At 61.2% G+C, this 25,638-nt stretch carries 14 protein-coding genes; 6 read left to right on the top strand and 8 right to left on the bottom strand.

Annotated elements, in window-relative coordinates; all coding sequences use genetic code 11:
• Positions 1–2 precede the first annotated feature (2 nt).
• The 4 genes from E0486_RS01115 to E0486_RS01100 are packed head-to-tail and all read left to right on the top strand — an operon-like array spanning position 3 to position 3,132.
• On the top strand, positions 3–1,286 hold the full coding sequence (locus E0486_RS01115; protein ID WP_131850290.1) for a UDP-N-acetylmuramoyl-tripeptide--D-alanyl-D-alanine ligase: 1,284 nt from the start codon (positions 3–5) through the stop codon (positions 1,284–1,286).
• Positions 1,287–1,289: 3 nt separating this feature from the next.
• Positions 1,290–1,745 (top strand): DUF983 domain-containing protein, encoded by a 456-nt coding sequence (locus E0486_RS01110; protein ID WP_131850289.1) that lies wholly within the window; start codon positions 1,290–1,292, stop codon positions 1,743–1,745.
• Between the two features lie 45 nt (positions 1,746–1,790).
• A complete protein-coding gene (locus E0486_RS01105; RefSeq protein WP_131850288.1) occupies positions 1,791–2,399 on the top strand; it encodes an RNA polymerase sigma factor in 609 nt (202 codons plus the stop codon).
• A complete protein-coding gene (locus tag E0486_RS01100; RefSeq protein WP_131850287.1) occupies positions 2,386–3,132 on the top strand; it encodes an anti-sigma factor in 747 nt (248 codons plus the stop codon). Before E0486_RS01105 ends, E0486_RS01100 begins: the two co-directional genes overlap by 14 nt.
• Here E0486_RS01100 and E0486_RS01095 read toward each other — a convergent pair.
• From E0486_RS01095 to E0486_RS01085, 3 genes are all read right to left on the bottom strand, one after another.
• Positions 3,101–5,851, bottom strand: coding sequence for a CHAT domain-containing protein (locus tag E0486_RS01095; protein ID WP_131850286.1), 2,751 nt, complete (start codon positions 5,849–5,851; stop codon positions 3,101–3,103). The genes E0486_RS01100 and E0486_RS01095 overlap by 32 nt on opposite strands.
• A gap of 23 nt (positions 5,852–5,874) precedes the next feature.
• The gene (locus tag E0486_RS01090) at positions 5,875–6,648 is read right to left on the bottom strand and encodes a hypothetical protein (protein ID WP_131850285.1); all 774 of its coding nucleotides are present in this window, start codon (positions 6,646–6,648) and stop codon (positions 5,875–5,877) included.
• Between the two features lie 97 nt (positions 6,649–6,745).
• Positions 6,746–7,417: a hypothetical protein gene (locus E0486_RS01085; protein WP_131850284.1), complete on the bottom strand. Its 672-nt coding sequence runs from the start codon at positions 7,415–7,417 to the stop codon at positions 6,746–6,748.
• Positions 7,418–7,509: 92 nt separating this feature from the next.
• On the opposite strand from E0486_RS01085, the gene E0486_RS01080 reads away from it, so the two are divergent.
• Positions 7,510–7,965, top strand: coding sequence for a PPC domain-containing DNA-binding protein (locus E0486_RS01080; RefSeq protein WP_207906177.1), 456 nt, complete (start codon positions 7,510–7,512; stop codon positions 7,963–7,965).
• Positions 7,966–8,214: 249 nt separating this feature from the next.
• Here the strand turns inward: E0486_RS01080 and E0486_RS01075 are convergent, their stop codons facing one another.
• The 5 genes from E0486_RS01075 to E0486_RS01055 all read right to left on the bottom strand — a co-directional run bounded on the left by E0486_RS01075 (position 8,215) and on the right by E0486_RS01055 (position 24,308).
• The gene (locus E0486_RS01075) at positions 8,215–9,234 is read right to left on the bottom strand and encodes a PorP/SprF family type IX secretion system membrane protein (protein WP_165917142.1); all 1,020 of its coding nucleotides are present in this window, start codon (positions 9,232–9,234) and stop codon (positions 8,215–8,217) included.
• A 5-nt stretch (positions 9,235–9,239) separates the two neighbouring features.
• A complete protein-coding gene (locus E0486_RS01070; protein WP_165917141.1) occupies positions 9,240–18,053 on the bottom strand; it encodes a T9SS type B sorting domain-containing protein in 8,814 nt (2,937 codons plus the stop codon).
• Between the two features lie 2,872 nt (positions 18,054–20,925).
• Positions 20,926–21,525 carry a TMEM175 family protein gene (locus E0486_RS01065; protein WP_131850281.1) on the bottom strand — a complete coding sequence of 200 codons (600 nt, stop codon included), beginning with the start codon at positions 21,523–21,525 and terminating at the stop codon, positions 20,926–20,928.
• Positions 21,526–21,668: 143 nt separating this feature from the next.
• The gene (locus E0486_RS01060) at positions 21,669–22,190 is read right to left on the bottom strand and encodes a CAP domain-containing protein (protein ID WP_131850280.1); all 522 of its coding nucleotides are present in this window, start codon (positions 22,188–22,190) and stop codon (positions 21,669–21,671) included.
• A gap of 69 nt (positions 22,191–22,259) precedes the next feature.
• A complete protein-coding gene (locus tag E0486_RS01055) occupies positions 22,260–24,308 on the bottom strand; it encodes a DUF3857 domain-containing transglutaminase family protein (RefSeq protein ID WP_131850279.1) in 2,049 nt (682 codons plus the stop codon).
• A gap of 209 nt (positions 24,309–24,517) precedes the next feature.
• On the opposite strand from E0486_RS01055, the gene E0486_RS01050 reads away from it, so the two are divergent.
• On the top strand, positions 24,518–25,594 hold the full coding sequence (locus E0486_RS01050; RefSeq protein WP_131850278.1) for a ferredoxin--NADP reductase: 1,077 nt from the start codon (positions 24,518–24,520) through the stop codon (positions 25,592–25,594).
• Positions 25,595–25,638: the final 44 nt, after the last annotated feature.

The following is a 25,638-nucleotide window of genomic DNA, read 5'->3' as shown; positions in this document are numbered from 1 at the left end:
CTATGTCGCAGATCGAAGCGCTTTATGAACTGTATCGCCGGTACCCTTCGGTGCAAACCGACACCCGCAAGCTAAAAGAGGGCGATCTTTTTTTCGCCCTGAAAGGCCCCAATTTCAACGCAAACGCATTTGTGCCGCAAGCGCTCGCCGCCGGCGCCGCCGCCTGCGTGATCGATGAGGCCGAGCACGCGGTGGAAGGCAAGACCTTCCTCGTGCCCGACGTGCTGCAGGCCCTGCAGGACCTCGCCGCGCAGCACCGCCGCCAGTTCCGCATCCCCTTCCTGGCCATCACGGGCTCCAACGGCAAAACGACCACCAAGGAACTCATTCATGCCGTGCTGTCGGCCCGCTACCGCACCTATACTACCGAAGGCAATCTCAACAACCACATCGGCGTCCCGCTGACGATTCTCAAAATCCGCGACGACGCAGAGTACGCCATCATCGAAATGGGCGCCAACCACCAGCAGGAGATCGCCTCTTATTGCCGCTATGCGCAGCCAACGCACGGCCTCATCACCAACTGCGGTAAGGCACACCTCGAAGGGTTCGGCGGCGAGGAAGGCGTGCGCAAGGGCAAGGGCGAGCTCTTCGACCACCTCCGCGCGGCGGGCGGCAGCGCCTTCATTATGGCGGATTACGACTACCTCCATGAGATGAGCCGCGGTATCCCCGAAGTGATCACCTACGGCAGCAGCAACGCCGACTACACCGGCACCGTCGCGCAGGCCGATCCCTTTCTTTCCGTTGCATTTGAAAAAGGCTTTGAAGGCACGGTGCGCACACAGCTCGTAGGCAGCTACAACTTGCCCAACGTGCTGGCGGCGGTGGCCGTGGGTCGCCATTTTGCGGTGCCCGAAGAAGCGATCCGCACAGCCCTCGAAGGCTATGCCCCTTCCAACAGCCGCTCGCAGCTGGTGGAGAAAGGCTCCAACCGAATCATCCTCGACGCCTACAACGCCAACCCCAGCAGCATGAAGCTGGCCGTGGAGAACTTCGCCCGCGCCAGCGGTTCGGGCAAAGTGCTGGTGCTCGGCGCGATGGCCGAACTCGGTCCGGAAAGCCTGCACGAACACAGCAGCCTCGCCGCGCTCATCGGGCAGCATCCCTGGACGGAGGTGCTGCTGGTGGGCGGCGATTTTCAAAAGATCGACCATCCTTTCCGGCGCTTTGCCACAGCCGGCGAGGCCGGTGAATGGCTGCGCCAACAGGGCTACCGGAACACGAGCTTCCTGGTGAAGGGCTCGCGGAGCACAGGTATGGAAAAAGTATTGGACTACATCTAAACTATGAGCGGAGCCAAACCCCACCGCGGCTACTGGGCCACCGTCTTCGGATGCTATTGTCCGCGCTGCCGCGAGGGCAAGCTCTTCGAGCGCCCGCTCAGCTTTCGCCTGAAGGGCACGATGAAAATGCACGAGCACTGTCCTGTGTGCGGGCAGATCACCGATATCGAGGTGGGCTTTTACTACGGCACCGGCTACGTAAGCTACTTCATCGGTATCTTCCTGTCGGTGGCCACGCTCCTGCTCTGGTGGCTCGTCATCGGGTTTTCCTTCCACGACAACCGCTTCCTGTACTGGGTGGTCTTCAACAGTGTGCTGCTGGGTTTCCTGCAGCCCTTCCTGATGCGCTTTTCGCGCGCCCTCTGGCTTTCCTGGTTTGTGCGCTACGACCCCGACTGGCGCCAGCATCCCCTTGAACACAACGAGCGGATTAACCGCGACCAGATGGGCAACTGGTAAAAAAAGGCCGGCACTGGTTACATCTCCAATGCCGGCGGGTACTATATGAAAAGCGGCACGATCAACGACCAGCAACTTCTCGAATGGCTGTGCAACCGGCAGCGGAGCGAAGCGGGCATCGCCCGGCTGTATGCGCTCTATGCCGACGAGATGGCACGCCTCGTGCAGGCCGGCGGCGGCACCTATGCCGACGGGCAGGACGTGTTCCAGGATGTGGTGCTGGCCTTTGTGTACAGCGTGCAGCAGGACCGCTACCGCGGAGAAGCGGGCATCCGCACCTACCTGTCGGTGCTGACGCGCCACAAGTGGTACAACGAGCTGCGCCGCCGCGGCCGCGCCGAAGGACGCGCGGAACGCTACGAAGCCGATCGCCCCGCCCTTGACGAAGGAACAGTGGCGCTGCTCGAGCACAAGGAAGCCACAGCCGCCCTGAAGGATGTACTGGCCGCCACCGGCGAAGGCTGCCGCGCACTGCTCACCGGCTTCTATTACGGCGGAAAATCCATGAAGGAGCTTGCCGACGAAGCCGGCCTTGGCTCCGAGCAGGCGGCCCGCAACAAGAAGGTCCGCTGCCTTAAAAAACTGGCGGAGCGACTCGAAGCCGCACCGTCCCTTGCCCGACAATTGAAAAACCTCCTATATGGCCCTTTCTGAGAACGATCATGAACTGCTGGCACGCTACCTCGATGGAGAACTGAACGCAGGCGAGCGTAGTTCCCTCGAGGGGCGCCTGCAACAGGAAGCCGCGCTCCGGGAAGGCCTCGACAACCTGCAGCTGGCTACCCGGGCGCTGCACTGGGGCGCGCTGCAGCAGCAGGTGGCCTCGGCACGATCGCAACACGAATCGGCCGCAACAACGACGGCGACCATCCGGCGCATGCCCTGGCTGCGCTATAGCCTCACCGCCGCGGCGGTGTTGCTCCTCGCGTGGATCGGAACCCGCTTAATGGCGCCGGCTGCAGGCCCCGAAACCTTATATGCACAACATTTCGTGGAATGGGAGCCGACGCAGCTGCGGGGCGGCGACACGGCCTCGCGCCAAAGCACCCCGTACCTCGCCGGCAACTACCGGCAGGTGGTAGACGACCTGCAGCAGGCGTACCGGATGCGCGGCACCGATGCAATTCCCAAGGATCAGTACCTCCGGGGCGCCCTGGCAGCCATGCACCTGAAGGAATGGTCTACGGCATTGTCGTTCCTGACGGAGCTTGAATCATCCCCCTTCAGCGACGACGCGGATTACTACAAAGCACTTGTATTTCTACGGGTAACGCGCTACGGCGATGCGCTGGCGCTGCTTGAAAAGATCCGCAACAACCCCGCACATCTGTACCACCGCCAGGTAGACGATTCGTTTATCCGTTCTGCCCGCCGGCTCGCGCAGTGATCCGTTTGCGCCGGCGCCGTAGCAACCCGATCGAGAGGCCTACGAGCAACAGGTCGGCCAGCACCCACCACAGCCAGTGCGCCGGACGTTCGGCGGGCAACTCGCCGGTATACACCAGGTGGGCCCAGTAGGCCGGCGCCTTACGCCGCGGGTGCACCTGAGGATCGGCGAGGTACGCGGCCTTGGCCAGCTGCAGCGCCGCTCCCGGGTCCTTTCCTTCTTCCAGGTAGCGGTACATCCGACGCAGAATATCGGCAGTCGATACATCGTCTGCCTTCCACAGGGTTGTGATCCGGTTTGCGCAGCCGGCATAGGCAAAGGCGCGGCCCAGGCTGAAGAGGCCTTCGCCCCGCACCAGCGCGCCCGTACCGGTCTCGCAGGCACTCAGCACCAGCAACCGGTTTTGCGGCAGCGACAGGTCATATATTTCCGATGCATAGAGCAGGAACGAATCGGGCGCAAGCCCCCGCGGCGCGAACGCTACGTAAGAAAGTCCGGGCAGCGAATCGTTGGCCACGGCATGCGTGGCGAGGTGCAGCAGCGGGTAGCGGCCCGCCAGCGCGCGAAACCGTTCCTTGCTGGCCACGGCGCCGGTCAAAGCCGCGCCTTTCATTGATTCTGTTTCGGAGGCCGAAGCAGGTAACCGCGAAAAGCTGACCGGACCGCCACTGAAGCCAGCCGCCGAGAAGGGGGCAAAGGTCAGTACCGGCCCCGGAGCCACAGGCCCGCCCCGCCGCAGCAAGGCCGTGGTGGCGGCGTATTGCAGCACGCACTGCTCCGCCAGGTACCCACTTTCGGTGGGTAGCGACTCAAAGGGGAGGTACAGCAATTCATCGTCGGGGATGAGTAAGAGGCGTTTTTCCGATTGCCGGTACGGCGCCAACAGAAGCCTATACAGCCGTTGGCCTGCTCCCTGCGGCAAAAGACCGCCCGAGCGTAAGGCCGCCTGCCAGGCGCGGAGGTCCTCTTCAAAACCGCGGTACAATTCCGCCTGCCTCCCTTCGAAACGATTGCCGGACAGTAGAAATACGGTAAGCCGGCGGCCGGAGAAATGATACGACAGCAGCGCCGTTTGCCGGGGCAACAGTGCCTGCAGCGCTGCCACCGAAGGCAGGCTGTCGGCGCCGCCGGGATGCCGCTCGTGCAGCCTGCGCAGCAACCGCTCGAGCCCGATCTCCTGCCGGCGACCCTCGCTGCGCAGCGCGGCCTGTTGCACCGGGTCGGCGCTCCGCGCCCGCAGCGACAGCCGGCCGATCTCCGCACGCAGTAGCCGCACCTGGCGCCAGAGGCTGTCGGCCCCGCTCCCACCGCGGGCTTCCTGCTCGTACAGCACTTGTAGCGATGCCTTGTTTTGCTGATCGAAAGAAAACGCCTGCTCCAGGTAGCGGCGCCCGCCCGTTTGCCGGTAGCGCGCAAAAGCAAGGTCGATCGACGCGCCGTGCGCGCCATACTTGGCTTTCTGCAGCAGCAGCCGCGCTTCGTCGTTGTCGTAGGTGCGGCTTACATAGTCGGCGAGCCGGAAGGCCGCTGCATAGGTATCCAATGCCGCATCGGCACCTTCGCTTGTACCGAGCCCGGCCAGCGTACCGGCCTTGGCCAGCAAGGTCTCATAAAAGGGCAGGTAGGCAAACAGCCCGGCGAAATGCTGCGGGTTGTCCGTATTTCTACGGTACACGAATGCGGGGTCGAACTGGTGGAGGGCCGCCTGGTAGTCATCAAGGGCGCCGCGCGGATCGCCCTGGGATCTTTTCAGGTCGCCACGGAGGCGCAGCGAGCGGCCGCGCTCGGCGTGGGGCGCGGTGCCCTGGCGGCGCTCCGCCTCGGCCATTGCCGACCGGAGGCAGGCGTTTGCCTGATCGCGATTGCCGGCCGTCAGCCAGGCTTCGGCACGGTCGTTCCAGAGCCCGGACATGCGCGCATCGTCGTAGCGCAGGGGTTCCAGCCAACGGAGCGCTTCAGCCGCCCGGCCCTGGCGGAGGTGAATGATCCCAATGTTGTTGCGGATCTCGGTCAGCTGCAGGCCGTAGGGCAGCAGGCGCCGGTAACGGGCCAGCGCATCGTTGTATTCACCCAGGCGCACCTGGATGGCCGCCAGGTTGCTCTCGTAATTTACAAAGAGGTCGCGGTACGAAGGGCTCGATCGGGGCAACAACTCCAGCGCCCGCTCGAAGTAATTGCGCGCCTGCCGGTAATTGCCCGCTGCGAAGAAAAGCGCGCCTCGGTTGTTATACAGGCGCTGGGCTTCGGATAAAGGCGCAGGGTACCGAGCCTGGATCCGTTCGGCGGCGTCGAAGTAGTATTCGGCGCTGTCGAGACGGCTGCGGCCGTAGTTGATAATCCCGCAAAAGATCAGGGGACGAAAGCGCAGCGAGTCGGCAATGCCAGGCAGATCGATCACCGTGCGGTACCAACGCAAGGCCTCTTCTTCTAAACGAAAGTACTGCGCCAGTTCGCCGGCACGGGTTGCGGCCTGCGCCTGCAGCGGGGCCGGGTTACCCGGTTGCCGTAAAGCAATCCGGTATTTGTCCAGGGCGGTGCGGGCGAGCGCATCCGATGCGTCTTCATCTTCCATAACCATCGACCGGCCGTAGGCGGCATCAGCGGCCCGCAACAACGTATTGCTGTTAGTGGTCAACCCGGCTGCATGGTTGGAAGTACCGTTCTGCGCAACAGTGGTTATACCCAGGGAGCAAAGCAGTATGAGCAGGGCGGAACGCACCTGCCTAAGATCGGGAATTCCGGTCAATGCGCAATGATGATGATGCAGGGCGGGCGGGGCTTGGCACGGCCGGTAACGCGGGCCGTTGTAGCCGATGCGGGCAACGGTGCCGAAGCAGTGCGCAGGATCATTCCTTCGCGCTCCTGCAGCGTTTGCCGGATCTCGGAAGTCACGTCCGCCATTGTGTTGTAGTAGTAGATTTTGACCTTGATCTTATTGGCGGCGCGGCTGCTGCCGTCGTTGAGCGTGTAGGCGATCTCCACTTCCTTGCAGGCATCGTTTTGCGGACTGGCACCCAGGAAGCCGTCGCGAAGGGTCTTGGCGAGGTTGATGCTGCCGTTGCCCGTGGCCACGGCGCAGCCTTGTCCTGCTGCCAGGCGGCTTTCATCGAAAGAACCCGCCGGAAGGCTGCGGGCCGGGTCGGCGTTGTATACCGGGCGCAGCACGCTGTCGCCGGCGGCGAGATTGAAATACTTGTCCACGTAGTTGACGCCCGAAAGCACCACGTAGGTGCTGGCCGTGGCGCCGCTTTCCGACACATAATCTACCCGGTAGCGCAGGCCCGTCTCGCTGCGCGATACATTGATGACGCCGCTGCGCTCGTCGATCTCCAGTCCTTCGGGAAAGGCCGAATAGCGGCCGGGCTGCGGGCTTACAGGCGCCACGACGGTCTCGCCGGTACCGGGCCGCAGGAACAGCACCGAGTCGCCGTAGCTGAGGGGCGCGGCGGGCGTATCGGCCTGGGGCTTGCGCGAGCAGGCCAGCAGCAGGAGGAGGAAGGGAAAAATCTGTTTCATAGTCGGAAGGTTGCGATTCGCCGCAACACCCCCGCCGGTAGGCAGGGGTGTTCGGGTAAAGATAAAGCATTTGGCTGGAAGCCGCGCCGGGCATAGGTTAGCGATGGAAGCCGGCCTCACCGTGGCTGCTGCTGCGCAGGTTGTTGACGATGCTGTTGTACAGCGTGCCGTTCACCGAAGCCGTGATGAGGATCGTGCCGTTATTCCGAACCGCGTTGTCGAAGGCGCTGCCGGAAATACTGGAGGTGCCCAGGGAGAGGTTCAACGGGGTGACGGCCTGGTAGCCCGTAGCGGCGCTGAGGGTCACGTTGTGCTTTTCGGCTTTGAGCAACACCGACTCGTTGGCGCGGAACAGCACGGGTGTCGTGACGCCGTTCGATACATACTGCCCCTGCAGCTCGAGGGCGGGCGTGGCCCCGTTGGGTGCAAGGAAGGCTTTGAACTCCACCTCGTCGTAGGTGCCGGCTTCCAGACTGATGCTGCCCAACACCGGCGCGGCCGCGAAGAGGTCCACGCTCTGCTGCAGGCTGCGGCTGTATTCCACCTCGCTGCCTGCGCGTTTCGCCTCAAACTTGATCTGCTGTGCGGACGCCGTTCCGGCCGTCCAGGTAAGCGTGCCGCCCTGCACACGGGCCAGCGTAGCCGCGGGATTGGTGGCTTTCAGTTGATAGTCGAACGACGCGGCGCCGTTCGTGTCTTCTTTCGACTTCGAGCAGCTGGCCAGGAGAATTCCAAAGGAAAGGGCGGTCAGGAGGGAGGGGCATTTCATAACGGTAATTTTTGTTGCTATACGATATGGTCCCCGCAGCGGGAGTAAACGTAACCAGCCCCGCGAATTTTTTTTCTCGCTACCTTGACGCGGTGAAACGCTACCTGCTCATCGGGCTGCTCCCCCTGCTCTCCTGCCACTCCGCCATGAACAAAACACACGCCCTCCGCCTTCGCCCCGGCGCCGACCTCAGGCGCGAGCTCCAGTCGTATGCCGAACGCAACGGGATCGAAGCCGGCTGGATCGTTACCTGCGCCGGCAGCCTCACCGACTACCACATCCGCTTCGCCAACCAGCCCGAAGGCAGCGGCGGCGCGGGCCACTTCGAGATCGTCAGCCTTACCGGCACGCTGTCGAAAAACGGCTCCCACCTCCACATCGCCATCGCCGACAGCGCGGGTCGAACCATCGGCGGCCACCTTCTCGAGGGCAACCGTATTTATACAACCGCCGAGATCGTGTTGCAGGAAGATCCTTCGCTCGTATTCACCCGGGAGAAAGATGGAACGACACCGTGGGAGGAACTGCAGATTCGGAAGACGCAGTAGAACAGTTTGTAGTTTGTAGTTTTTGGTTTGTAGTTGCTGACGCCAGCGATGGCCGTAGGTCGTCATTGCGAACGAAGTGAAGCAAACTCCTCAAGGTACAAGCTTTTCCGATTCCGCAGAAACCCGTCCGCAAGCAGCTGCGCGGCAGCGCAATGACGCTGAAGGCGTCGCTTGCGCAACGCCTTCGGAACTCTTTTTAACACTCTAAACGTCCTCAACCCTTTAAACCTCCTAAACCTTTTGAACCCGTTACAGCGCCACCGGGCACCGTACTTTATTCGCCGAGCTGCTGCGGATATTGAGGAAAGAGCTGTAGGTCATCGTCAGCTCGAAGCCGCCGCGCATCTGCGAAGCCTTCACCAGCTTGCTCACGTTCACATCATACGTAAGGCCGAAGGAGAGCTTGTAGTAATCGAGCTTCACCACGGGCACCACGGCGTCGTTCCAGCGGTAAAAGCCGCCGAAGGAAAAGCTTACACCATAGTCGTCGTCTTCCTCCACCATGAAATGCCGGTAGAGCACGCCGCCCTGCGCCTGGTGGTGGCCGCCCTGCATAAAGAAGTCGCCGTAGAGCACCACCCGGTTGCGGTCGGCCACGGGTGCCGAAAGTCCGGCGTTGACAAAGAACTTCTGGTTGAGCCGTACGTCGTTGGCCGCGTCGAAGGCCACCTTCGGTTGGTTGAAATGAAAGATCGCCGCGCCGGCGTAGTAGCGCACGTCGTAGCCCATCGTGCTGCTGTAGGCGATGCCGGCACCCGCGTCGAGGTAGGTCACGTTGGAGCTGGGCAGGCGCTGCCGCGTGGGGTTGGTAGGACTATAAGCGCCGTTCACAAACTGGTCGGAAAACGTGAGCGCGGCCGCATCGTAGCGCTGCTGCACAAAGCCGCCGATAAAGCCCGCCGACAGGTATGCGTCGCGGTCTTCGTTGAGCGATTTGTGAAAGGTCAGCGCCGGGAGCAGCTGCGTGCGACTCAGCTTGGAATCGCCCGCCACGTCGTTGGTGATCTGCGTACCCAGCGTCAGGTAGTTTTCCGAGCCGCCGAGGCCGAAGCGCATCTCGGTGCCCAGCGCCATGGTTCGAAAAGGCGTGGTCACACTCCCCCACTGGTTGCGGAAGGCGCCCGTGGCTTTCAGGTCGCCGCGGAAATAGCCGGCCAGCGCCGGATTGCGCAGCAGGGGCAGCTCGTAGAACTGCGAAAAGTTGATATCCTGGGCCTTCGCGCCCGCAAGGGCGAGCGTGGCGGTTACACACAACAGGAGCTTTTTCATACACCTCATTTTAAAATCGTTACGTTGCCTTTATAAGTATAGGGAATGCCATTCTCGCACAGTACTTCTACGGTATACACATACACGTCGGGAACCGGCGGCCGGCCGATCACGCGTCCATCCCAGCCGAAGCGCGGATCGTTCGGCGGCACTTCATTCTTCTCGAATACGAGCTCGCCCCAGCGGTTGAAGATCCGGAAGGTCTTCACCCGCAGGATACCGCTGCCTTGCACCAGGAACACGTCGTTGACACCGTCGCCATCGGGGCTGAAAGCGTTGGGCAGGAACACCTGCGCGTCTTTACAAAACGCTTTGATCACGAGCGTGTCGGTGGCACTGCAACCGTAGAAGGTGGTTACGCGAACGGTGTAGGTCACGTCGTTGCGTACGGTAGCCGTCGGCAGCGGGCAGTTGCTGCAGCTGAGGTCGGCCGCGGGCGCCCAGCTCCAGTTGCGGATGGGACCGTTGGTCACCATACTCAGCAGCGGACGCTGCGTGCCGGTGGCCAGCACGAGGTCGGGACCGAGATTCACGGTGGGGTATTCACCCACGGCAACCAGCACCGAAGCCGTATCGGTATAGCAATTCCACCCGTCATAGCCTACCACCTGGTACAACGTGGTCACGGGCGGCGTAGCCACGGGGTTCGGAATGGAATCGTTGTCGAGGTACTGGTCGGGGCGCCATACATAAGTGGCCGCGCCGCTCGCCAGCAGCTGCACCGACTGACCGACGCAGATCGAGTCGTTGTCCGAAACGGTCATGTGGACCGGTCCGTGAATCGTGATGACCACCGTGTCGTAGCCCGGGCAGCCGAAGCTGTTGGTGCCGGTGACGATATAGGGTGTCGTGGCGTTGGGTGTTGCCAGCGGGTTGGGGCAGGTGGTACAGCTAAGCCCCTGTATGGGTGCCCAGCTCCATTGCACCACGCCGTTACCGGTTGCATTCAGTTGCGTGGAGGTTCCGAGGCAAAGGTCCTGGCTGGGAGATGCGGTGACCACCGGCGTGGGGCGCACCGTCAGGCTGAGCGTAGCCGTGTCGAAGCAACCGTTGACCGTACCCACAACAAGCCGGATCTGGTACGTGCCGGGTGAGGTGAAGTTCGGCGCAAACAGGTTGGCCGAAGACTGCACCACCCCGTTGACGGACCATTCGTAAATCGAGACCGGGTCAACCGACTGCACGTTGGCGAGCAGGTTCGTGGTCGTATTGGCGCAGGCCAGCGGCGGCGCTGTGATCGAAGCCGTAGGAATACTGTGTACCGTTACGTTCAGCACCCGCAGCACCGTATCGGAGCAGCCGCTGTTGGAAAACACGATCTGGCGGATATTGTACGCGCCGCTGCTGCTATAGCGATGCTGCACCAGGGCACCCGTAGCACCCGTGCCGTCGCCGAGATCCCACACAATGCGGTCGATGCCGAAGAACACGTTCGAAGTGTCGCGGAACGTTACATCGGTCGACCCGCAGATGCGGTTTTGTGTGGCGGTATAGCCGGCTACGATGCGGTCTACTTTAATAGTATCAATACCCGGCAGCAGCAGGTGGCAACCGGCTCTGGAGGCCAGCGTCACCGACGGCACATAGAGGCCCGGGTTCGGATAGGTGTAGAAGGCGAAGGGCTGCAGCGTAGCCTGCGTGTGGCCGTCGCCGAAGTTCCAGAGGAGCGTATCGGTGCCCGACACGATAGCATCGAAGCGCACGGAGCGGCCGCCGCATATGTAACCCGACGGGTAGCTGAATGTGCCCGCCGGTGCGTTGATGCGCACACGGCGTTCGGCGAGGTAGGTACAGCCACCCGGAGCGATGCTCGTGAGCGTGGCCAGGTAGGTGCCCGCTTGTGTGTAGGTGTGGTTGACCGGGCTGCCCGTGCCGCTGTTGCCGTCGCCGAAGTTCCAGGTAGTAACGGCCGCCGGCAGGTTGGGATTGGTAAAGGTTACGGTAAACGGCACGCAGCTCGACACCGAGTCGCTGAGCGTGATGCCGCCCGGCAGCGAAGCCACCACCAGCACCGGCACCGTGATGGAATCGGAGCACACATTCCCCGGCGCATTGAGGCGGTAGGCGATCAGCTTCACGTTGTAGGTGTTCGGGGCCGTGTACGCATGCGCGGGTGCCGTGAGCGTAGACGTATTGCCGTCGCCGAACTGCCAGAGGTACGAAGTGGCGCCACTGCTGTTGTTGGTAAAGTGGATCGAGTCGCCGAGACAAGCCGAGAAGCGGTCGGCGGTGAAGCTGGCCGTCGGTTTCGGGAACACGTTGATCGCAAGGGTCATCGTCGTATCCGTACACCCGTTGAAGGCGGTGAGCTGCACGTTGTAGGTACCGGAGGTGAGGAAGGTATGCGTGACCGTGCCGGCACCCGTGGTGCTCAGCGTGTTGCCGTCGCCGAAGTTCCACTGGAAACCCGTGGCGCCCACGGTGTTGTTGACGAACTGCACGGCGTGTGGCGCGCAGCCGGCCTGCTGCGGACCGTTAACGGCCATCAGGAGGCGGATGGGATTGGGCGCCGCGATGATGTCGAACGACGTCGTGTCGGTACCGCACTGGTTGCTGGCCACGAGCTTCACATGGAAGGTGTCCTGCACCGCGGTGTTGAAAATGTGCGTCACCGGGCTGCGGTCGGGCGACAGCGTGTTCGGTGTGCCGTCGTCCCAGATCCACTCGTAGCTGTTGCCGATGCCAAGCGATGTGTTGGTGAATACCACGCGCATCGGCGAGCAGCCGGTGCTGTGGTCGGGGGTAAAGATGGCTTTGGGTTTGGAGGAGACGGTGATGTCTACGCCGAAAGACGTTGTATCGCACTCATTGAAGGCCTTCAGCAGCACATGATATACCGTATCGTTGGTGGTTGGTGCGGACGCAAAAACGATGGTACCGGGCTGGACTGAAGAAGAAACCTGGCCGTTGCCGAAATTCCAGGAATAGCGGAACGTATCCACCAGTGGCGTTGTGTTGGTGAACGTGACCGCCAGCGGCCCGCAACCTGTGGTGGTGGAAGCGGTGAATTGCGCGTCGGGCTTCGGCAGTGTGCGAAACGTATGCTCGATGCTATCGGGTTTACAGCCAAAGGCGCTGATGGCCACCAGCTTTATCAGAACCTCGTCGGAAGGGTTGCTCAACGTATATCCCGGGAAGGAAGTGGAGGTCGTAGTAGCGAAAGAGATGCCGTTTGCATACCAGTTGTAGCTGCCGTTTTGCACGGCAGCCGAAGTGTTCCGGATCGGAAGCAGGAAGGGCCAGCAGGCAGTGTCCTTTGCAAAGGTGAATTGCGCATCGGCATCCGGGCGCACGACCACCTGGATCTCCGCGCGGGCGCCTTCACATCCTGCCGGACTCGTCTGGCTCACATACCACGAGGTCGTGCCCGGTGTGGCGGTAACCGGTACCGGCGCCGAAGGCAGCGCGCTTCCGCCGGTGGGCGTATTGTACCAATTCAGGGTAGCGCCGGGCGAAGTGACTGCAGTGAGGCTCGGTGCCGCCACATCCTGACAGTATTCCACCGGCGATACAACGGCCGGTGCAGCTGCGAGCGCATTCACGACAACCGTAACCGATGCGGGTTGCGAAACACAGTTATTCAAGGTCACCGTTACACTATAAGTGCCGCTGTTCAGTACCGTGCTGTTGCTGATGGAAGGGTTCTGCAAGGTGCTGGCAAAACCGTTCGGACCGCTCCAGTTGTAGGCGCCCCCAGCGAGCGGGCTTGCGGTTAGATCGAGGGTGCTGCCCACGCAAAGCGGACCGTTGCTGCCCACCACGGGTGCCGCCGGCGGGTTGGGATCCTTCAAGTCGAAGGGACCCACTTCGTTCGACGGACAGCCATTCAGCACTACGCGGATACCTTGGTAAAGGCCTGCCGGAAGTGCGGGGATCGTGATGGTGCCGGAAGCATTGGGCGTTTGGTTGCTGAGCGCCTGCGGAGCGCCGTTGAACGTATACTCCACCGTGTAGGTACCGGCGCTGAGCCCGCTAATGGAAATGCTGCCCGTAGAGGTATTACAATTGGTCGGATTGCTGAATGTGCCCGCGATTGCCGGCGTGGGCTTCACGACCGCGTTTGCCGTGGCGTTCGATGTACAGCTTCCGAGTGTGACGGTAACGGTATAAACACCGGCGTTGGCTGCCGTGGCAGTACCGATCGTCGGGTTCTGCAATGCGCTGGCAAAGCCGGCGGGACCGGTCCAGGTGTACGTCACGCCGGGGGTGCTGCTGCTGGCGCTGAGCGAAAGCGTATTGCCGCTGCACGCATCCGGGATGCTGACGGTGGGCACCTGGGGGGTCAGGTTTACCTGCACCGTGCTGCTGCCGGCCGCGGAGGTACAGCCATTCAGGGTAGCCGTAACCACGTACGTACCGGCTGCTGCCATGGGAGCCGCGGCGAGGAGCGGGTTCTGCTGGTTGTTGCTGAAGCCGTTGGGACCCGTCCAGCTCCAGGTAACCGCTCCGGCGGTGCTGGTAGTTGCGCTGAGGGTCAGGTCGGTACCCGAGCACACGGGACCACTGTTGGTGACCACGGGGGTTGCCGGAGGGTTGGGGTCTTTCAGATCGAAGGGACCTACTTCATTCGAAGGGCATCCGTCGAGCGTTACGCTGATGTGATCGTATACGCCCGCGGGCAGGCTGCCGATAACGAGCGTGCCGTTGGCGGCCGGTGTCAGGTTGGGCACCGACACAGGGTTGCCGGCAGCGCGGTAGTTCAGGGTATAGGTTCCGGGGATGAGTCCCGAAAGCGTGATCGTGCCGGTGCTCGAATTACAATCCGTCGGGTTGGTAAAGGTGCCCGTGATAGCCGGCGTGGGCTTCACGATGGCGGTGCCGATGCCGTTGGCGGAGCAGGGTCCGAGCGTTGCCGTCGCGGTATAGGTGCCGGAGTGGATGGCTGCGGCATTGTCGATGGTCGTATTCTGCAGGTTGCTGCTGAAGCCAGCAGGGCCGCTCCAACTGTAAGTGACGCCGGCTGTAGTGCTCGTGGCGCTGAGGCTCAGCGTGCTACCGCTGCAGGTAGCCGGGATCGTCAGCACGGGCGTCGCAGGCGTCGGGTTCACTACCACGGTGGTGCTGCCGGCGGCCGAAGTACAGCCATTGAGCGTAGCCGTTACCGAATACGTCCCGGCGTCATTCAGTCCCGCACTATTGATCGTCGGGTTCTGGCTGTTGTTGGCATAGCTGCCGGGGCCGGTCCAGCTATAGGTAACGCCTGGCGTGGCCGAACTGGCATTTAGTGTCAGGTTATTGCCCGAGCATACCGGGCCGCTGTTACCAGCTGTTGGTACAGCCGGGGGTGTCGGATCAACGAGGCTGAAAGGCCCGAGCTCGTTCGAAGGACATCCGTTTACCGAAACCTTAATATGATCATACACACCGGAGGCGAGGTTTTGGATAACCAGCAAGCCGGCTGCTGTCGGTGTTTGGTTCGTCAGTGTCCGGGGCGATGCGTTTTCGGTGTAGGTCACCGTGTAGGTGCCCGGCGCGGTCAGTCCCGAAAGGCTGATGCTGCCGGTGGCGGTATTACAGTTTACGGGGTTCGCAGAAGTGGCACTGATGACAGGTGTCGGCTTCACTACGGCATCCGTCGTTCCGGTAGACGTACAGGTGCCGAGGGTGACCAACACGGTATAGGTACCGGCATTGGCCGCCGTCGCATTGTCGATGGTCGGGTTCTGCAGGGCGCTGCTGAAGCTGGCAGGACCACTCCAGGCATACGTTACAGCAGCAGTAGCGCTGCTGGCACTGAGGGCAAGTGTGTTGCCGCTGCAAACGGAGGGGCTGCTTACGGTTGGAGTCGCGGGGGTTTGGTTCACCACAATGGTCGTTGTAGCCGTCGCCGAGGTACAGCCGTTGACCGTAGCCGTCACAGAGTAGTTACCGGCAGCCGACATAGCGATGTTGTTGATCGTCGGGTTCTGGCTATTGTTGCTGTAGGTAGCGGGGCCGCTCCAACTGTAAGTGGCACCGGCGTCCGAAGTCGCGGTCAGGTGAATGGAACCACCGGAACACAGGGGTCCATCGTTGGTAACAACCGGGGTAGCCGGCGGGGTCGGGTCAACAAGCTGGAACGGGCCGACGGGTGCCGAGGGGCATCCGTCCAGGCTCACGGTTATCGCATCGTAGGTGCCGGCAGAAAGACCCGAGATCACCACGTCACCGGTCGCACTGCTGGTGAGCGGCACAACGCTTGGCGTTCCCGAATTGCGGGTATAAGAAACCTGGTACGTCGTATTGGGGGCCAGGCCTTTGAGGGTGATGGTACCCGTGCTGCTGTTGCAATTGGTCGGGTTCGAAAAGAGCGTAGCGCTGATCACCGGGGTTGGCTTCACCGTCACATCGAGCGAGCGCGGCGCCGACGGACAGGAGCCCAGCGTCGCGGTAACGGTATAAGTACCGGAGTTGGCAACTGTTGCATTATTGAAGTTCAGGTTCTGCGTGCCGCTGCTGTAGCTATTAGGGCCGGTCCAGCTCCAAGCCATAGTACCGGACGTGGTCGTAGCAGCGCTGAGGGTAAGCGTATTGCCGCTGCATACCGGCGCATTGGTCGTGATCGTGGGTTGGGCGGGCGTGGGGTTCACGACGGCATCAACAGTGGCGGGTGCCGATACACAACCGGCAACAGTTACCGTCACCGAGTAAGTGCCCGTTGCGGCAGTAGTCGCGCCGGTGATCAGCGGGTTCTGTGCCGTGTTGCTGAAAGCGTTCGGCCCGCTCCAGGTATAAGTGGCATTCGCAACGGTCGAAGCATTGAGCTGCAGGTTGTTGCCGGCGCAGACGGGACCGCCCGTAGTGGCGTTGGGCGCAGCCGGTGCGCTCGGATCGGAAAGCGTGAACGGACCCACTTCGTTGGAGGGGCAGCCGTTCAGCGTCACCTTGATGTGATCATAGTTGCCGGCGTTGAGGCCGGAGATGGTATAGGTCGTTCCCGTCACGTTCACGCTGGCGAGGGCAACCAGGGTGCTGTTGCGTACATAGCTGATGGAATAGGTACCGGTACTCAACCCGCTGAGCACGATCGAACCATCGGTTCCGGTGCAGGTCGTCGGGTCGAGCGGGACCGCACTGATGGCCGGGGTCGGCTTCACGGTGGCGGTTACGACGGCGCTGGACGAACAAGTACCGAGCGTTGCCGTAACGGTATAGTCGCCCGAAGCGCCGGTGGCGGCGTTGGGCACGGTGGCAATGGCCGTATTTGCGGCAAAGCTGTTGGGCCCGGTCCAGCTCCAGGTCACAGCATTACTGCTGCTGGCGGTAAGGGTCAGCGTGTTGCCGCTGCATACCGCCGGTGCGGATACCGTTGGGGTTACGGGGGTTGGGTTGACGGTTACCTGCACGGTGCCGGCCGGTGAGGCGCACCCGGCAACGGTCACCGTTACTGAATAGGTGCCGCTGGCCGCGGTGCTGGCGCCACTGACCTGCGGGTTTTGCAGGGTGCTGCTGAACGAGTTGGGACCGCTCCAGGAATAAGTGGCATTAGCCACGGTTCCCGCATTGAGTTGCAGGTTCGTTCCGGAGCAGATGGCGGCCGGAGCGGTAGCCGTAGGTGCCGCAGGCGCGCTTGGGTCGGAAAGGGTGAACGGGCCTGTCTCATTGGAAGCACAGCCATTCAGCGTCACCTTAATCTCGCTATAGGTAGCCGCGTTAAGATTGGCGATGGTGTACGAGGAGCCACCGATCACTACACTGTTTAAGAGTACCGACGTCCCGTTCCGCTTGTAGGAAATGGAATACGTGCCAGCGCTGAGACCATTGATGACAATGGAACCATTGCTTCCACCGCAGGACGTGGGGTTGTTGCCAATGGCGCTGATGACCGGAGTCGGCTTGACGGCAGGCGTTACCTGGGCACTTGACGAGCAACTTCCGAGGGTGGTTGTTACCGTATAGGTGCCCGAGGCCGTTGTCGGAGCATTGGCAATAGTGGCGATATCGCCGCCGGCAGTAAAGCCGCCCGGGCCGGTCCAGCTATAAGTGACGCCCGGAGTGCCCGACGTTGCCGTGAGGGTGAGCGTGTTTCCGCTGCACACGTCGGGGGCCGAAACGGTGGGGGTTGCGGGTTTTATGTTCACCGTTGCATTGACGGTGCCGGCCGGCGAGGCGCAGCCCGCTACCGAGACAGTTACTGAATAGGTTCCCGTGGCGGCAATGGTAGCGCCGGTAATGCCCGGGTTCTGCAGCGTGCTGTTGAAGCCATTGGGACCACTCCAGCTGTAGGTTGCATTCGCAACCGTATTGGCATTCAGCTGCAGGTTGGCACCGGCACAGATGGGGCCGTTTACGGTGGCATTGGGAGCGGCCGGTGCCGACGGATCCGAAAGGGTGAAAGGACCAACTACATTGGAGGGACAACTGTTGAGCGTGACCTCGATCTGGTCGTAGGTGCCGGCATTCAGCCCCGTGATCGTGATGCTACCGCCGGAAGCGTTTTGGGCAGGCAGGCTCACGGCACTACCGTTGCGTACATAGCTGACCGTGTAGCTACCGTTGGCCAAGCCACTAATAACGATCGAGCCGCTGTTGCCGCCGCAGGATGTTGGGTTGTGCGGTGTGGCCGTGATCGCCGGCGTCGGCTTCACGTTCACATCGATTTGCGCACGCGGTCCCTCACAACTCGTGGTGTCGTTGACCTGGCTCACCCAATAAGACGTTGTCGTGGCCGTACCGGTTAAAGGCGTCGGCGCCGTGGCAGATCCGGTGCCACCGCTGGAAGCCGTGTACCAGATGAGGTGATGGCTGGCGGTAGCGGTCGCGCTGAGCGCGCTGGGGGTTGCGTTCTGACAATAGGTCACCGGGCTGGAGACGGTGGGCGCGGTGGGCTTTGTATCCACTTTAATAACAAAAGATTGTGGGGCACCTACGCACCCATCTTTAGTTGGCGTTACTGTCACAGTTCCGGAAATTGTATTTGCTGTACTATTGACTGTCGTAAAGTTGATTGGGCTTACGGTCCCGCTCACAGGAAGTCCGATAGAATTATTCGTATTCGTCCAGCTAAACGTTGTGCCCGATAAACTGCTGGTAAGATTTAGATTCCCGGTAGCGACATCAGGGCAAAATCTTTGGTTGGCTGGCAAAGTAACTACGGGCGTCGGCTTAACAGTAACCGACGACTGTGCGCTTGTAGTACCACATGCGTTAGTCACGCTAACTGATACAGTTGCTGCCCCGGCCGGAGAGAAAGTGATTGAACCTGGATTGGCACCAGATGAGTTTACCGGCGTGCCGCCTGTAATTGCCCAAGCATACGTTAATGTCCCGGGCTGACAATTCAAAATAGTTGCCGTTGGAGAAAGAGTACCTCCTTCGCAAACACTGGATCCCACATTCATTGAAAGGGACGGTTTTCTGGATATTGTGATAGTTGCAGAAGACACGGATGTGCCGCACTTATTTGTAATGCTAAGTTGAACAGTATATACCCCTTCGTTTACAAATCGAATAACCGGATTCAGCGAGGTGGAAGTTGTACCATTTACGAAAGTATAGTTGCCAACCGAATCCTGAACACAACTTCCACTAGCCTTTGATATGGTCCAGGATAATGAATAGGCTCCACATTGATTCAGCCCTGCAGACGTGTTGGAAAAGGAAACATTTCCAGGTGCACAAAGTGTTGTAGCATTGGGCGTGAAGGAAGACGTCGGCAGACTTTGAACGCATATAACTTTCGAAATGGTATCATTTCCACACCCATTAGAAACAATCAACGAAACGGTATATTGTCCAGGGACTATAAATGACAGTCCTAATGAGTTGGACCCCCAAGTTGCAGGATTATTTGTTTGGGTTGCATCTCCTAATTGCCCGGTCACGATATTCCAGTTATTACCAACTGACCCAGGAGCCACCAACCACTTCCTTTTTGTCGTATATGTACAAATCCCGTCGTTATCCACTTCGATTCCGTCAGTGGAAGCATTTGTAAAGGTTACTGTAGAATTTACACAGACTATTGTATCAGGTGAAATCGTGAATTTTGCCTTCGGCTTTATGTTCGTTGTAATGGGCTCAATGGTAAGGTTCGAAAAACCACACGCATTTTGAGCACGGATTACTATTTTAAACGTATTGGGCGTTATCCCTCCAGTTGCTCCACATGAGGAGTTCTCAAAGCTATGTCTATATAAATAGTTAGCCGGAAGTGGACTGGGTAAGGTGTCGTTAGGCGTACCGTCATTCTTTGTAACAATGTAAATTGTCCCTGGCGGGTTGTTAGTTGCCAATGCTGGAAGCGAAAACGTAAATGGAACACATTGCCCAATGGAAGAGCCTGGGTTACTAAATGGAACTTGTGGATTTGATCCATTATAAACTGAGTAAGTCTTCGACGCTGTGCAACCATTTTGTCCGGTAACGGTAACCACAAGGTTAAAATATCCCTGCGTAACATAGTTATGTGACGTACCGGTATTGGGTAACGAGGTTGAATTGAAAGGAGTTGAGTTATCTCCCCAGTCAATATGATAATTTGTATTGGTGCCAACTGTCGATGAAATATTGTCAACAATTAAGTTGAAAGTTGTAGCGCTACCACCACTTGAACAGTTGGTAAAGGGACGTGAGCTAGTGTAATCCGCAATTGAAGGATCCGGCAACTGCTTTGTAGTCACCGTCTTTGTCACTGTATCCTTACATGCAGCCGCACTTGTTACAATTAATTGTACAGAAAAGGATTGCGTCGTATTTCCATATCCGCCGACGAATACATGCGATGGCGAAGCCAAAGTAGAAGTATTCGCAGATGTGGAATTCGGGTCACCGAAGTTCCAAGAATACGCATTAGCCAAAACGGAGGCGTTGGAAAATACTACAGGAGTAGAACTACATTCGTTATTGGGCGTAAACGTGAAATTCGAAGTCGGCTTCGGATTTTCCACAACTGTGACGGTATCGTAACGGATGGTATCTGTTGCTGTAAATGCGGCAAGGGTATAAGAGCCGGGCTGGGTCGCCGTCAGCGAATTGGCATTTAGCCCCAGATTAACAGTGTTACGCTTCCATTGGTAGCTATAACCAGCCGGCGCAGCGGTGCCGGTCAGCACCACACTTCCCCCCTCGCAATATTGCGGGCTGGCCGGCGAAATAGTATTGGCTTGAATACTTCGCGCATTTCTTCCCCGCCCGCCCGTACGCCGGGACTGGCCGAAAGTGGTCACTACGAAAAACAATACGACGATCAATAAGAGCGCGCGTCTCATAAGCAGTTAATTGGTGGTGGTTCGAAAAAAGCAGTTGGTGTTTCAGGGGAAACGGGTCTGCAAAGTACCATTTTTCCCCGATGAGCAGGCGGCAAAGCGCGACGAACTGTGGAAAACGCCGGTTGGGCTGGGATAACCCCACCCGTAGAAATACGGAGGACGGCGGCTACTGCTTGCCGTAGCATCCGTCCGGGCTACTGCCCGGTAAGAGCACATTCCTGGTTCCGAGCGTGTTACAGCGAAAATCGAAGCGTTAAGGTCCGCTGCCGGAGCCCGGGGGTACCTTTCCCAACCCCTACGGCAGCGGAAACGCAGTTCCGGGCCGCGCGCGCCTTGCCCCGGGCTCCGCTGCTGCAGTCCCGGGCTCCGAACGCGCAGCCCTGGAGGTTGGCGGGGCGACCCTCAGGGGTACCCCCTCCCACCCCCTTAGCTTCGACCGGGGTGCCCTCCGGGTGCGGCAACGCTGCCCGACAGGTGAGGACCCGCAGTTCCGCGGTGGCCGTTAGGCCCGCGGGTGCGCCTCTTCGTCGCCCGCCAGCTTGCGCTCGATCCGCGCGTCGGGCACCACCCAGATGGCGGCCACAGCGGCATAGATGGAAATGCTGATCCAGGTATTCAGGAAGGCGGCACCCACGGCCGCCATGTATAGCACCAGCGACAGGACCCCTTTGCCGTCGCGGCCGATGGCCCGGGCCAGCGTCGACGCGCGGCCGGCGGCATGCACCAGCGTGTGCGACAGCAGGTTATAAGCCGCGCCGGCGCCAAGCAGCACCACGCCGTAAACGATCACCGGTCCCCGCGCGCCGGGGTGCTCGCCCATCCAGGCCGTGGTAAAAGGTACCAGCGACAGCCAGAACAGCAGGTGCAGGTTGGCCCAAAGCACGCGCCCGTTGGTATGGTTCGCCGCTTGCAGCAGGTGGTGGTGGTTGTTCCAGTAAATGCCCACGTAGATAAAGCTAAGCAGGTAGCCCAGGAAGACGGGCAGCAGGGGCCGCAGGTCGGCAAACGACGAACCGTGCGGCGGCCGCAGCTCCAGCACCATGATAGTGATGATAATGGCCAGCACCCCGTCGCTGAAGGCTTCCAGTCTTCCTTTACCCATACCGTTTGTTTTGGAAGCGGAAGATACGGAACGTGAATCGTGAGGCGTGAGCGCTGACGCCTGCCAAAAAAAAGAACGGATGCCGTTGGCATCCGTTCTTTACCGCCCAATGCGGCCGCACGGCTCACGCCTCACGCATGACGTCAATAGGGCTTCACATCCAGGAAGTTGCCCCGCGGGCTGTAGTTGGCCACGATGATCCAGGCGCCGTTGCGGCAGCGGGCGGCGCCCATGCCCAGCTCGGTGCTCGCGCTCCAGATCATCTGGGTATAGTGACCCACCTTGCTGAAGTTGGTGGCCGTTACGGGACCGTAGACGAAGTCTTTCTTTTCTCCATACCAGGCCTTCGCCGCATCGGTGGCGTCGAAGTAGCGGCCGTTGCCCCAGAAGAGATTTTCGCCGTATTGCTGCGCCCAGGCGCCACCGGCGGGGCGGTGTTGCATGTTGCAGCCCCTGTCGGCCTGCTCCTGCGCCCAGGCCTGGGCATACGCCGACAGGCTTTGCGACCAGCGCAGGGGCGCAGTGCCCACCTCGGCGCGGATCCCGTTGTGAAAGTCGAGGGCCGCCTGCGCCTCAGCGGGCGGAATGGCCGAGCCCGTACTGCGGATCTGGGCGCCCGCGGGTAGCGCGGCAATGGCGAGGAGGAGGGACAGAAGCTTTTTCATGCGAACGGCGGTCTTTACGCTTTAACGCGCGGAGCTCCGAAAATAGTGAGCCGGCCTGTGAAGATTCTGCTAATGTCGCGCCCGGCGGCGGAGCATCCACGTAACAAACACAGCGAGTCCCAGCAGCACATAGAGCAGCGGGTACAGGTCGCGCAGCGTAAACGGCACATAAGCTGCTGCGGGCCGCGGCCGCTCCTGCGCACGCAGGGTGCCGTCGCCGGTATACGTGAGGTTGTAGGCCACGTTGTCGTCGGCGCGGCGGTAAGCGGCCAGGTACGCGTCGATGTCTTCGGGCCGCACATGGTCGGCGCTGGTTGCGTAGCTGTAGTTGAGCACCACGTGGGGGCCGTTGCTTCTGCCGGCGGAGGTCATGCGGAAGCCCGGTCCGGAGTACACTTCGTCGAAGGCCTCCAGGTCCCAGTCTTCGGGTAGCTCGAGCTCCACGCGCTCGCGGATATCGAGCGGGTACTCCAGGGCGAAGGGCATCGTGCGCCGCGCGTCGCTGGGCTTGTGCAGGTAGGCGTTGATCACGAAGGGATATACCGACAGCCGGCGTCCGCCCCGTGCCCGCTCCTGCCAGAGGTCGCGGATGCTGTAATATTCCTGCACGGTAAAACGGTTGGCAGCCTCGTCGTCCACGTAGCGGATGCTGTCGGCGGTCACCTTGTCGAAGTAAGCAGCGTAATAGTCCTGGTATTCCTTGAGCTTGTCGGCCCGCCTGGAGCTGCGAAAGGCATCGCGGTTGCCGTCGGCCCAGGAGCCGGTGAACACGGTGGTTACCTGCAAGCGGCCGGCGCCGCTGAAATCCTTCATGGTAAACTTCTCGGTCACCTCGATGCGGCCCTTGTCCTGCAACGCCACGTCGCTGAAGCCGCTGTCGCCGGGGCGTACCACGAGGCCCACTTCGTAGTTGGGGTAGGTGATGGCGTCCAGGCTGCCGCGTTGCCCGGTACTGGTAGGATCAAACCAGTAGATCTTTCCGGCCACGCGCGCCTGCACGGTGCAATGGTCGAAGGCCGAAGGCGTGGGCAGCCAACCCTTCACCGCGCGGCGGTCTTCGGTATTGGTAAGCACGGGCCAGGCCTCGATGCCCATCGCGTGCAGCAGTGTGCAGAGCAGGTAGGATTTATCCTTGCAGTCGCCGAAACGCTGCGCCAGCACGCGGCCGGGCGCGGTGGGACGATGACTTCCGGCACCCATCTCGATGCCGAGGTAACGCACTTCTTCCTCCACGAAGCGCAGGGCCGCCACGGTGCGCTCCGCATCGGTGGCATAGCGCGCCTTCAGGCGGGTGGCAAGCTGCTCCACTTCCTTGTTCTGAACGGGGGGAAACAAGGTACAGGCCCAGTCGATCACGTCTTTCCAGCTCGCCCACTCGCTTACCTCCAGTACCGGGAAGGGATCATACCAGCCGGGCAGACGGTCTTCCACCGGAAGTGCCTTCGTGTTTCGGAGCGTCCACTCCCAGCCGCGCTCGGCACCGCTGCGCACGGGCACCGCCGCCGGGCCTTCACCCCGGTTGCGCAGCACCAGGTGACGGCCGGCCGGCGCGAGCAGCTTGTAATACACGTGGTATATGGGCACGCTGAAGCGGGTGTCGAATTGTTCGGCATAGCGACCGCCAAACACAGGATTGAAGCCGCGGATGCTGTAGCTGTATTCGATGACGTCGCCCTGGCGCACGTCGTCGAGCAGTAGCAGGGCCGTGAGAGAGCCGTTGTAGAGGTGTTCATCACGCTCGCGCTCCTGGCGCATCAACTCGAAGCGCGCCGGCTGCAGTTTGTCAATGATGCGGTCGCCGCGCCGCAGCTGCACGGTATGCAGCACCAGCTGCTCGTAGCCCGGGTCGTAATCTACCGACACTTCGGAGGCGTTTTGCACGCCCGCCTCGGAGAGCACGCGCTTCGCGGTCCGTATAAATACGGTCTGTTCCGACAGCGATACCTGCTTTTCGAAATCGAGGTCGATGTAACCGTCGCCGGCGCCGTCTTCAAGACCGCTGGCGCGGTAGTTCAGTTCGTGGCGGGTGACCCAGGCGGGCGCCGGGCCGGTTGTAACGCGCTGGGCGCCGGAAGCGAGGCAGAGCAGGAGGAGCAGGAAGAGGCAGCTAGTTCTCATAAGCGTCTACCGAAGATACACCGTTCGGCCCGGAGCGCGGTTTTCCGTCGTATCTTCAGCAGGCCTTAACCGGCTTACCGCTATGACCACCCGACGCCAGGAGCGCCGCAGGACGCTGTACCTGCTGCTGACCATTGTTCTTATCATCACCTTTACGATCGCCGTGGCGCTGCTGCTCCGGCGCTGAGGCCGCGGCGTACATTTAGGGCATGTCCGCCCCTCCGACCTTTCCCCTGACCATTGTCCGCAGCGAGGAGCTCGTGCCCGGCTTCCGCCGCATCACCTTTGCGCCGCAGCCCGGACTGCGCTACGAGGCGGGCCAGTTCCTCACCTTCGTGCATACCATCGGCGGGCAGGAGCTGCGCCGCTCCTACTCCCTGCTCAGCGTACCCGGCCTCGATGCGGCACCGGCCATCGGTGTGCGCCGCATCGACAACGGCCTTTTCTCACGCTTCCTTTTCGACCATGCCCCGCCGGGCACCGTGCTGCGCTGCACCGGCGCCGCGGGGCTGTTTCGCCTGCCGCCCGGAGGCGGGCCGCAACAACTGTTCTTCCTCGCCGCAGGCAGCGGCATCACCCCCATCTGGGCCCTGCTCCGCGCCGTCCTGCACCGGCACCCGCAGTGGAGCGCCGTGCTCGTATACAGCAGCCACGACCCTGCAACGGCGATCCTGCGCAACGAGCTCGCGGCACTGGCGAAACAGTTCGCTGGCCGCTTTCACCTGCACCCGCTGTACAGCACCGACCCGCAACTGCGGCGCGCGCGGCTCAACCGCGACGCCCTCCTCGGCCTCCTGCGCCTGGAAGGCGCCGGCCCGGAGCGCACCTGGTTTTATTGCTGTGGCCCCGAAAGCTATATGCGCTTCTGCACCTTCGTACTGCGCGAAGCGGGCATCCCGGCCGCGCGGATCCGGCGTGAGGACTTCATTCCGTCGCCGGCGCCCCTGCCCCCGCTGGCACCGCCCGATACGGCGCCGCAGGAAGTGCGGCTGTACTGGCAGGGGCGCGGGTGGCGCTTTACCGTACGCTGGCCCGACAGCATCCTCCGCGGCGCCCAGCACCTGGGGCTGGAACTGCCTTATAGTTGCGCCGCCGGGCGCTGCGCCTCCTGCGTGGCCACCTGCCTCAAAGGCCGCACCTGGATGGCCCGCAATGAAGTGCTCACCGCGGCCGACCTCGCCCGCGGCCTCACCCTTACCTGCACCGCCTACCCCGACCGCGGCCCCGTGACCCTGCGCCTCGACGACACCCCCACCGATGCCCCGCTGACTGATTTGGAAGGTTGAAATGGGGATTTTTCGCAGAAGCTCATCGAGAAAATACGGCGTAT

The sequence above is a fragment of the Flaviaesturariibacter aridisoli genome, from assembly GCF_004343705.1.
Taxonomy (GTDB): Bacteria; Bacteroidota; Bacteroidia; order Chitinophagales; family Chitinophagaceae; genus Flavisolibacter; species Flavisolibacter aridisoli.
This window is presented reverse-complemented; position numbering and strand designations above follow the sequence as displayed.

What these genes read in the sequence shown, in the direction of transcription:
- E0486_RS01115 (WP_131850290.1), top strand. Translation starts at nt 3, where the DNA reads ATGTCGCAGATCGAAGCGCTTTATGAACTGTATCGCCGGTACCCTTCG.
- E0486_RS01110 (WP_131850289.1), top strand. Translation starts at nt 1,290, where the DNA reads ATGAGCGGAGCCAAACCCCACCGCGGCTACTGGGCCACCGTCTTCGGA.
- E0486_RS01105 (WP_131850288.1), top strand. Translation starts at nt 1,791, where the DNA reads ATGAAAAGCGGCACGATCAACGACCAGCAACTTCTCGAATGGCTGTGC.
- E0486_RS01100 (WP_131850287.1), top strand. Translation starts at nt 2,386, where the DNA reads ATGGCCCTTTCTGAGAACGATCATGAACTGCTGGCACGCTACCTCGAT.
- E0486_RS01090 (WP_131850285.1), bottom strand. Translation starts at nt 6,648, where the DNA reads ATGAAACAGATTTTTCCCTTCCTCCTCCTGCTGCTGGCCTGCTCGCGC.
- E0486_RS01085 (WP_131850284.1), bottom strand. Translation starts at nt 7,417, where the DNA reads ATGAAATGCCCCTCCCTCCTGACCGCCCTTTCCTTTGGAATTCTCCTG.
- E0486_RS01075 (WP_165917142.1), bottom strand. Translation starts at nt 9,234, where the DNA reads ATGAAAAAGCTCCTGTTGTGTGTAACCGCCACGCTCGCCCTTGCGGGC.
- E0486_RS01065 (WP_131850281.1), bottom strand. Translation starts at nt 21,525, where the DNA reads ATGGGTAAAGGAAGACTGGAAGCCTTCAGCGACGGGGTGCTGGCCATT.
- E0486_RS01060 (WP_131850280.1), bottom strand. Translation starts at nt 22,190, where the DNA reads ATGAAAAAGCTTCTGTCCCTCCTCCTCGCCATTGCCGCGCTACCCGCG.
- E0486_RS01055 (WP_131850279.1), bottom strand. Translation starts at nt 24,308, where the DNA reads ATGAGAACTAGCTGCCTCTTCCTGCTCCTCCTGCTCTGCCTCGCTTCC.
- E0486_RS01050 (WP_131850278.1), top strand. Translation starts at nt 24,518, where the DNA reads ATGTCCGCCCCTCCGACCTTTCCCCTGACCATTGTCCGCAGCGAGGAG.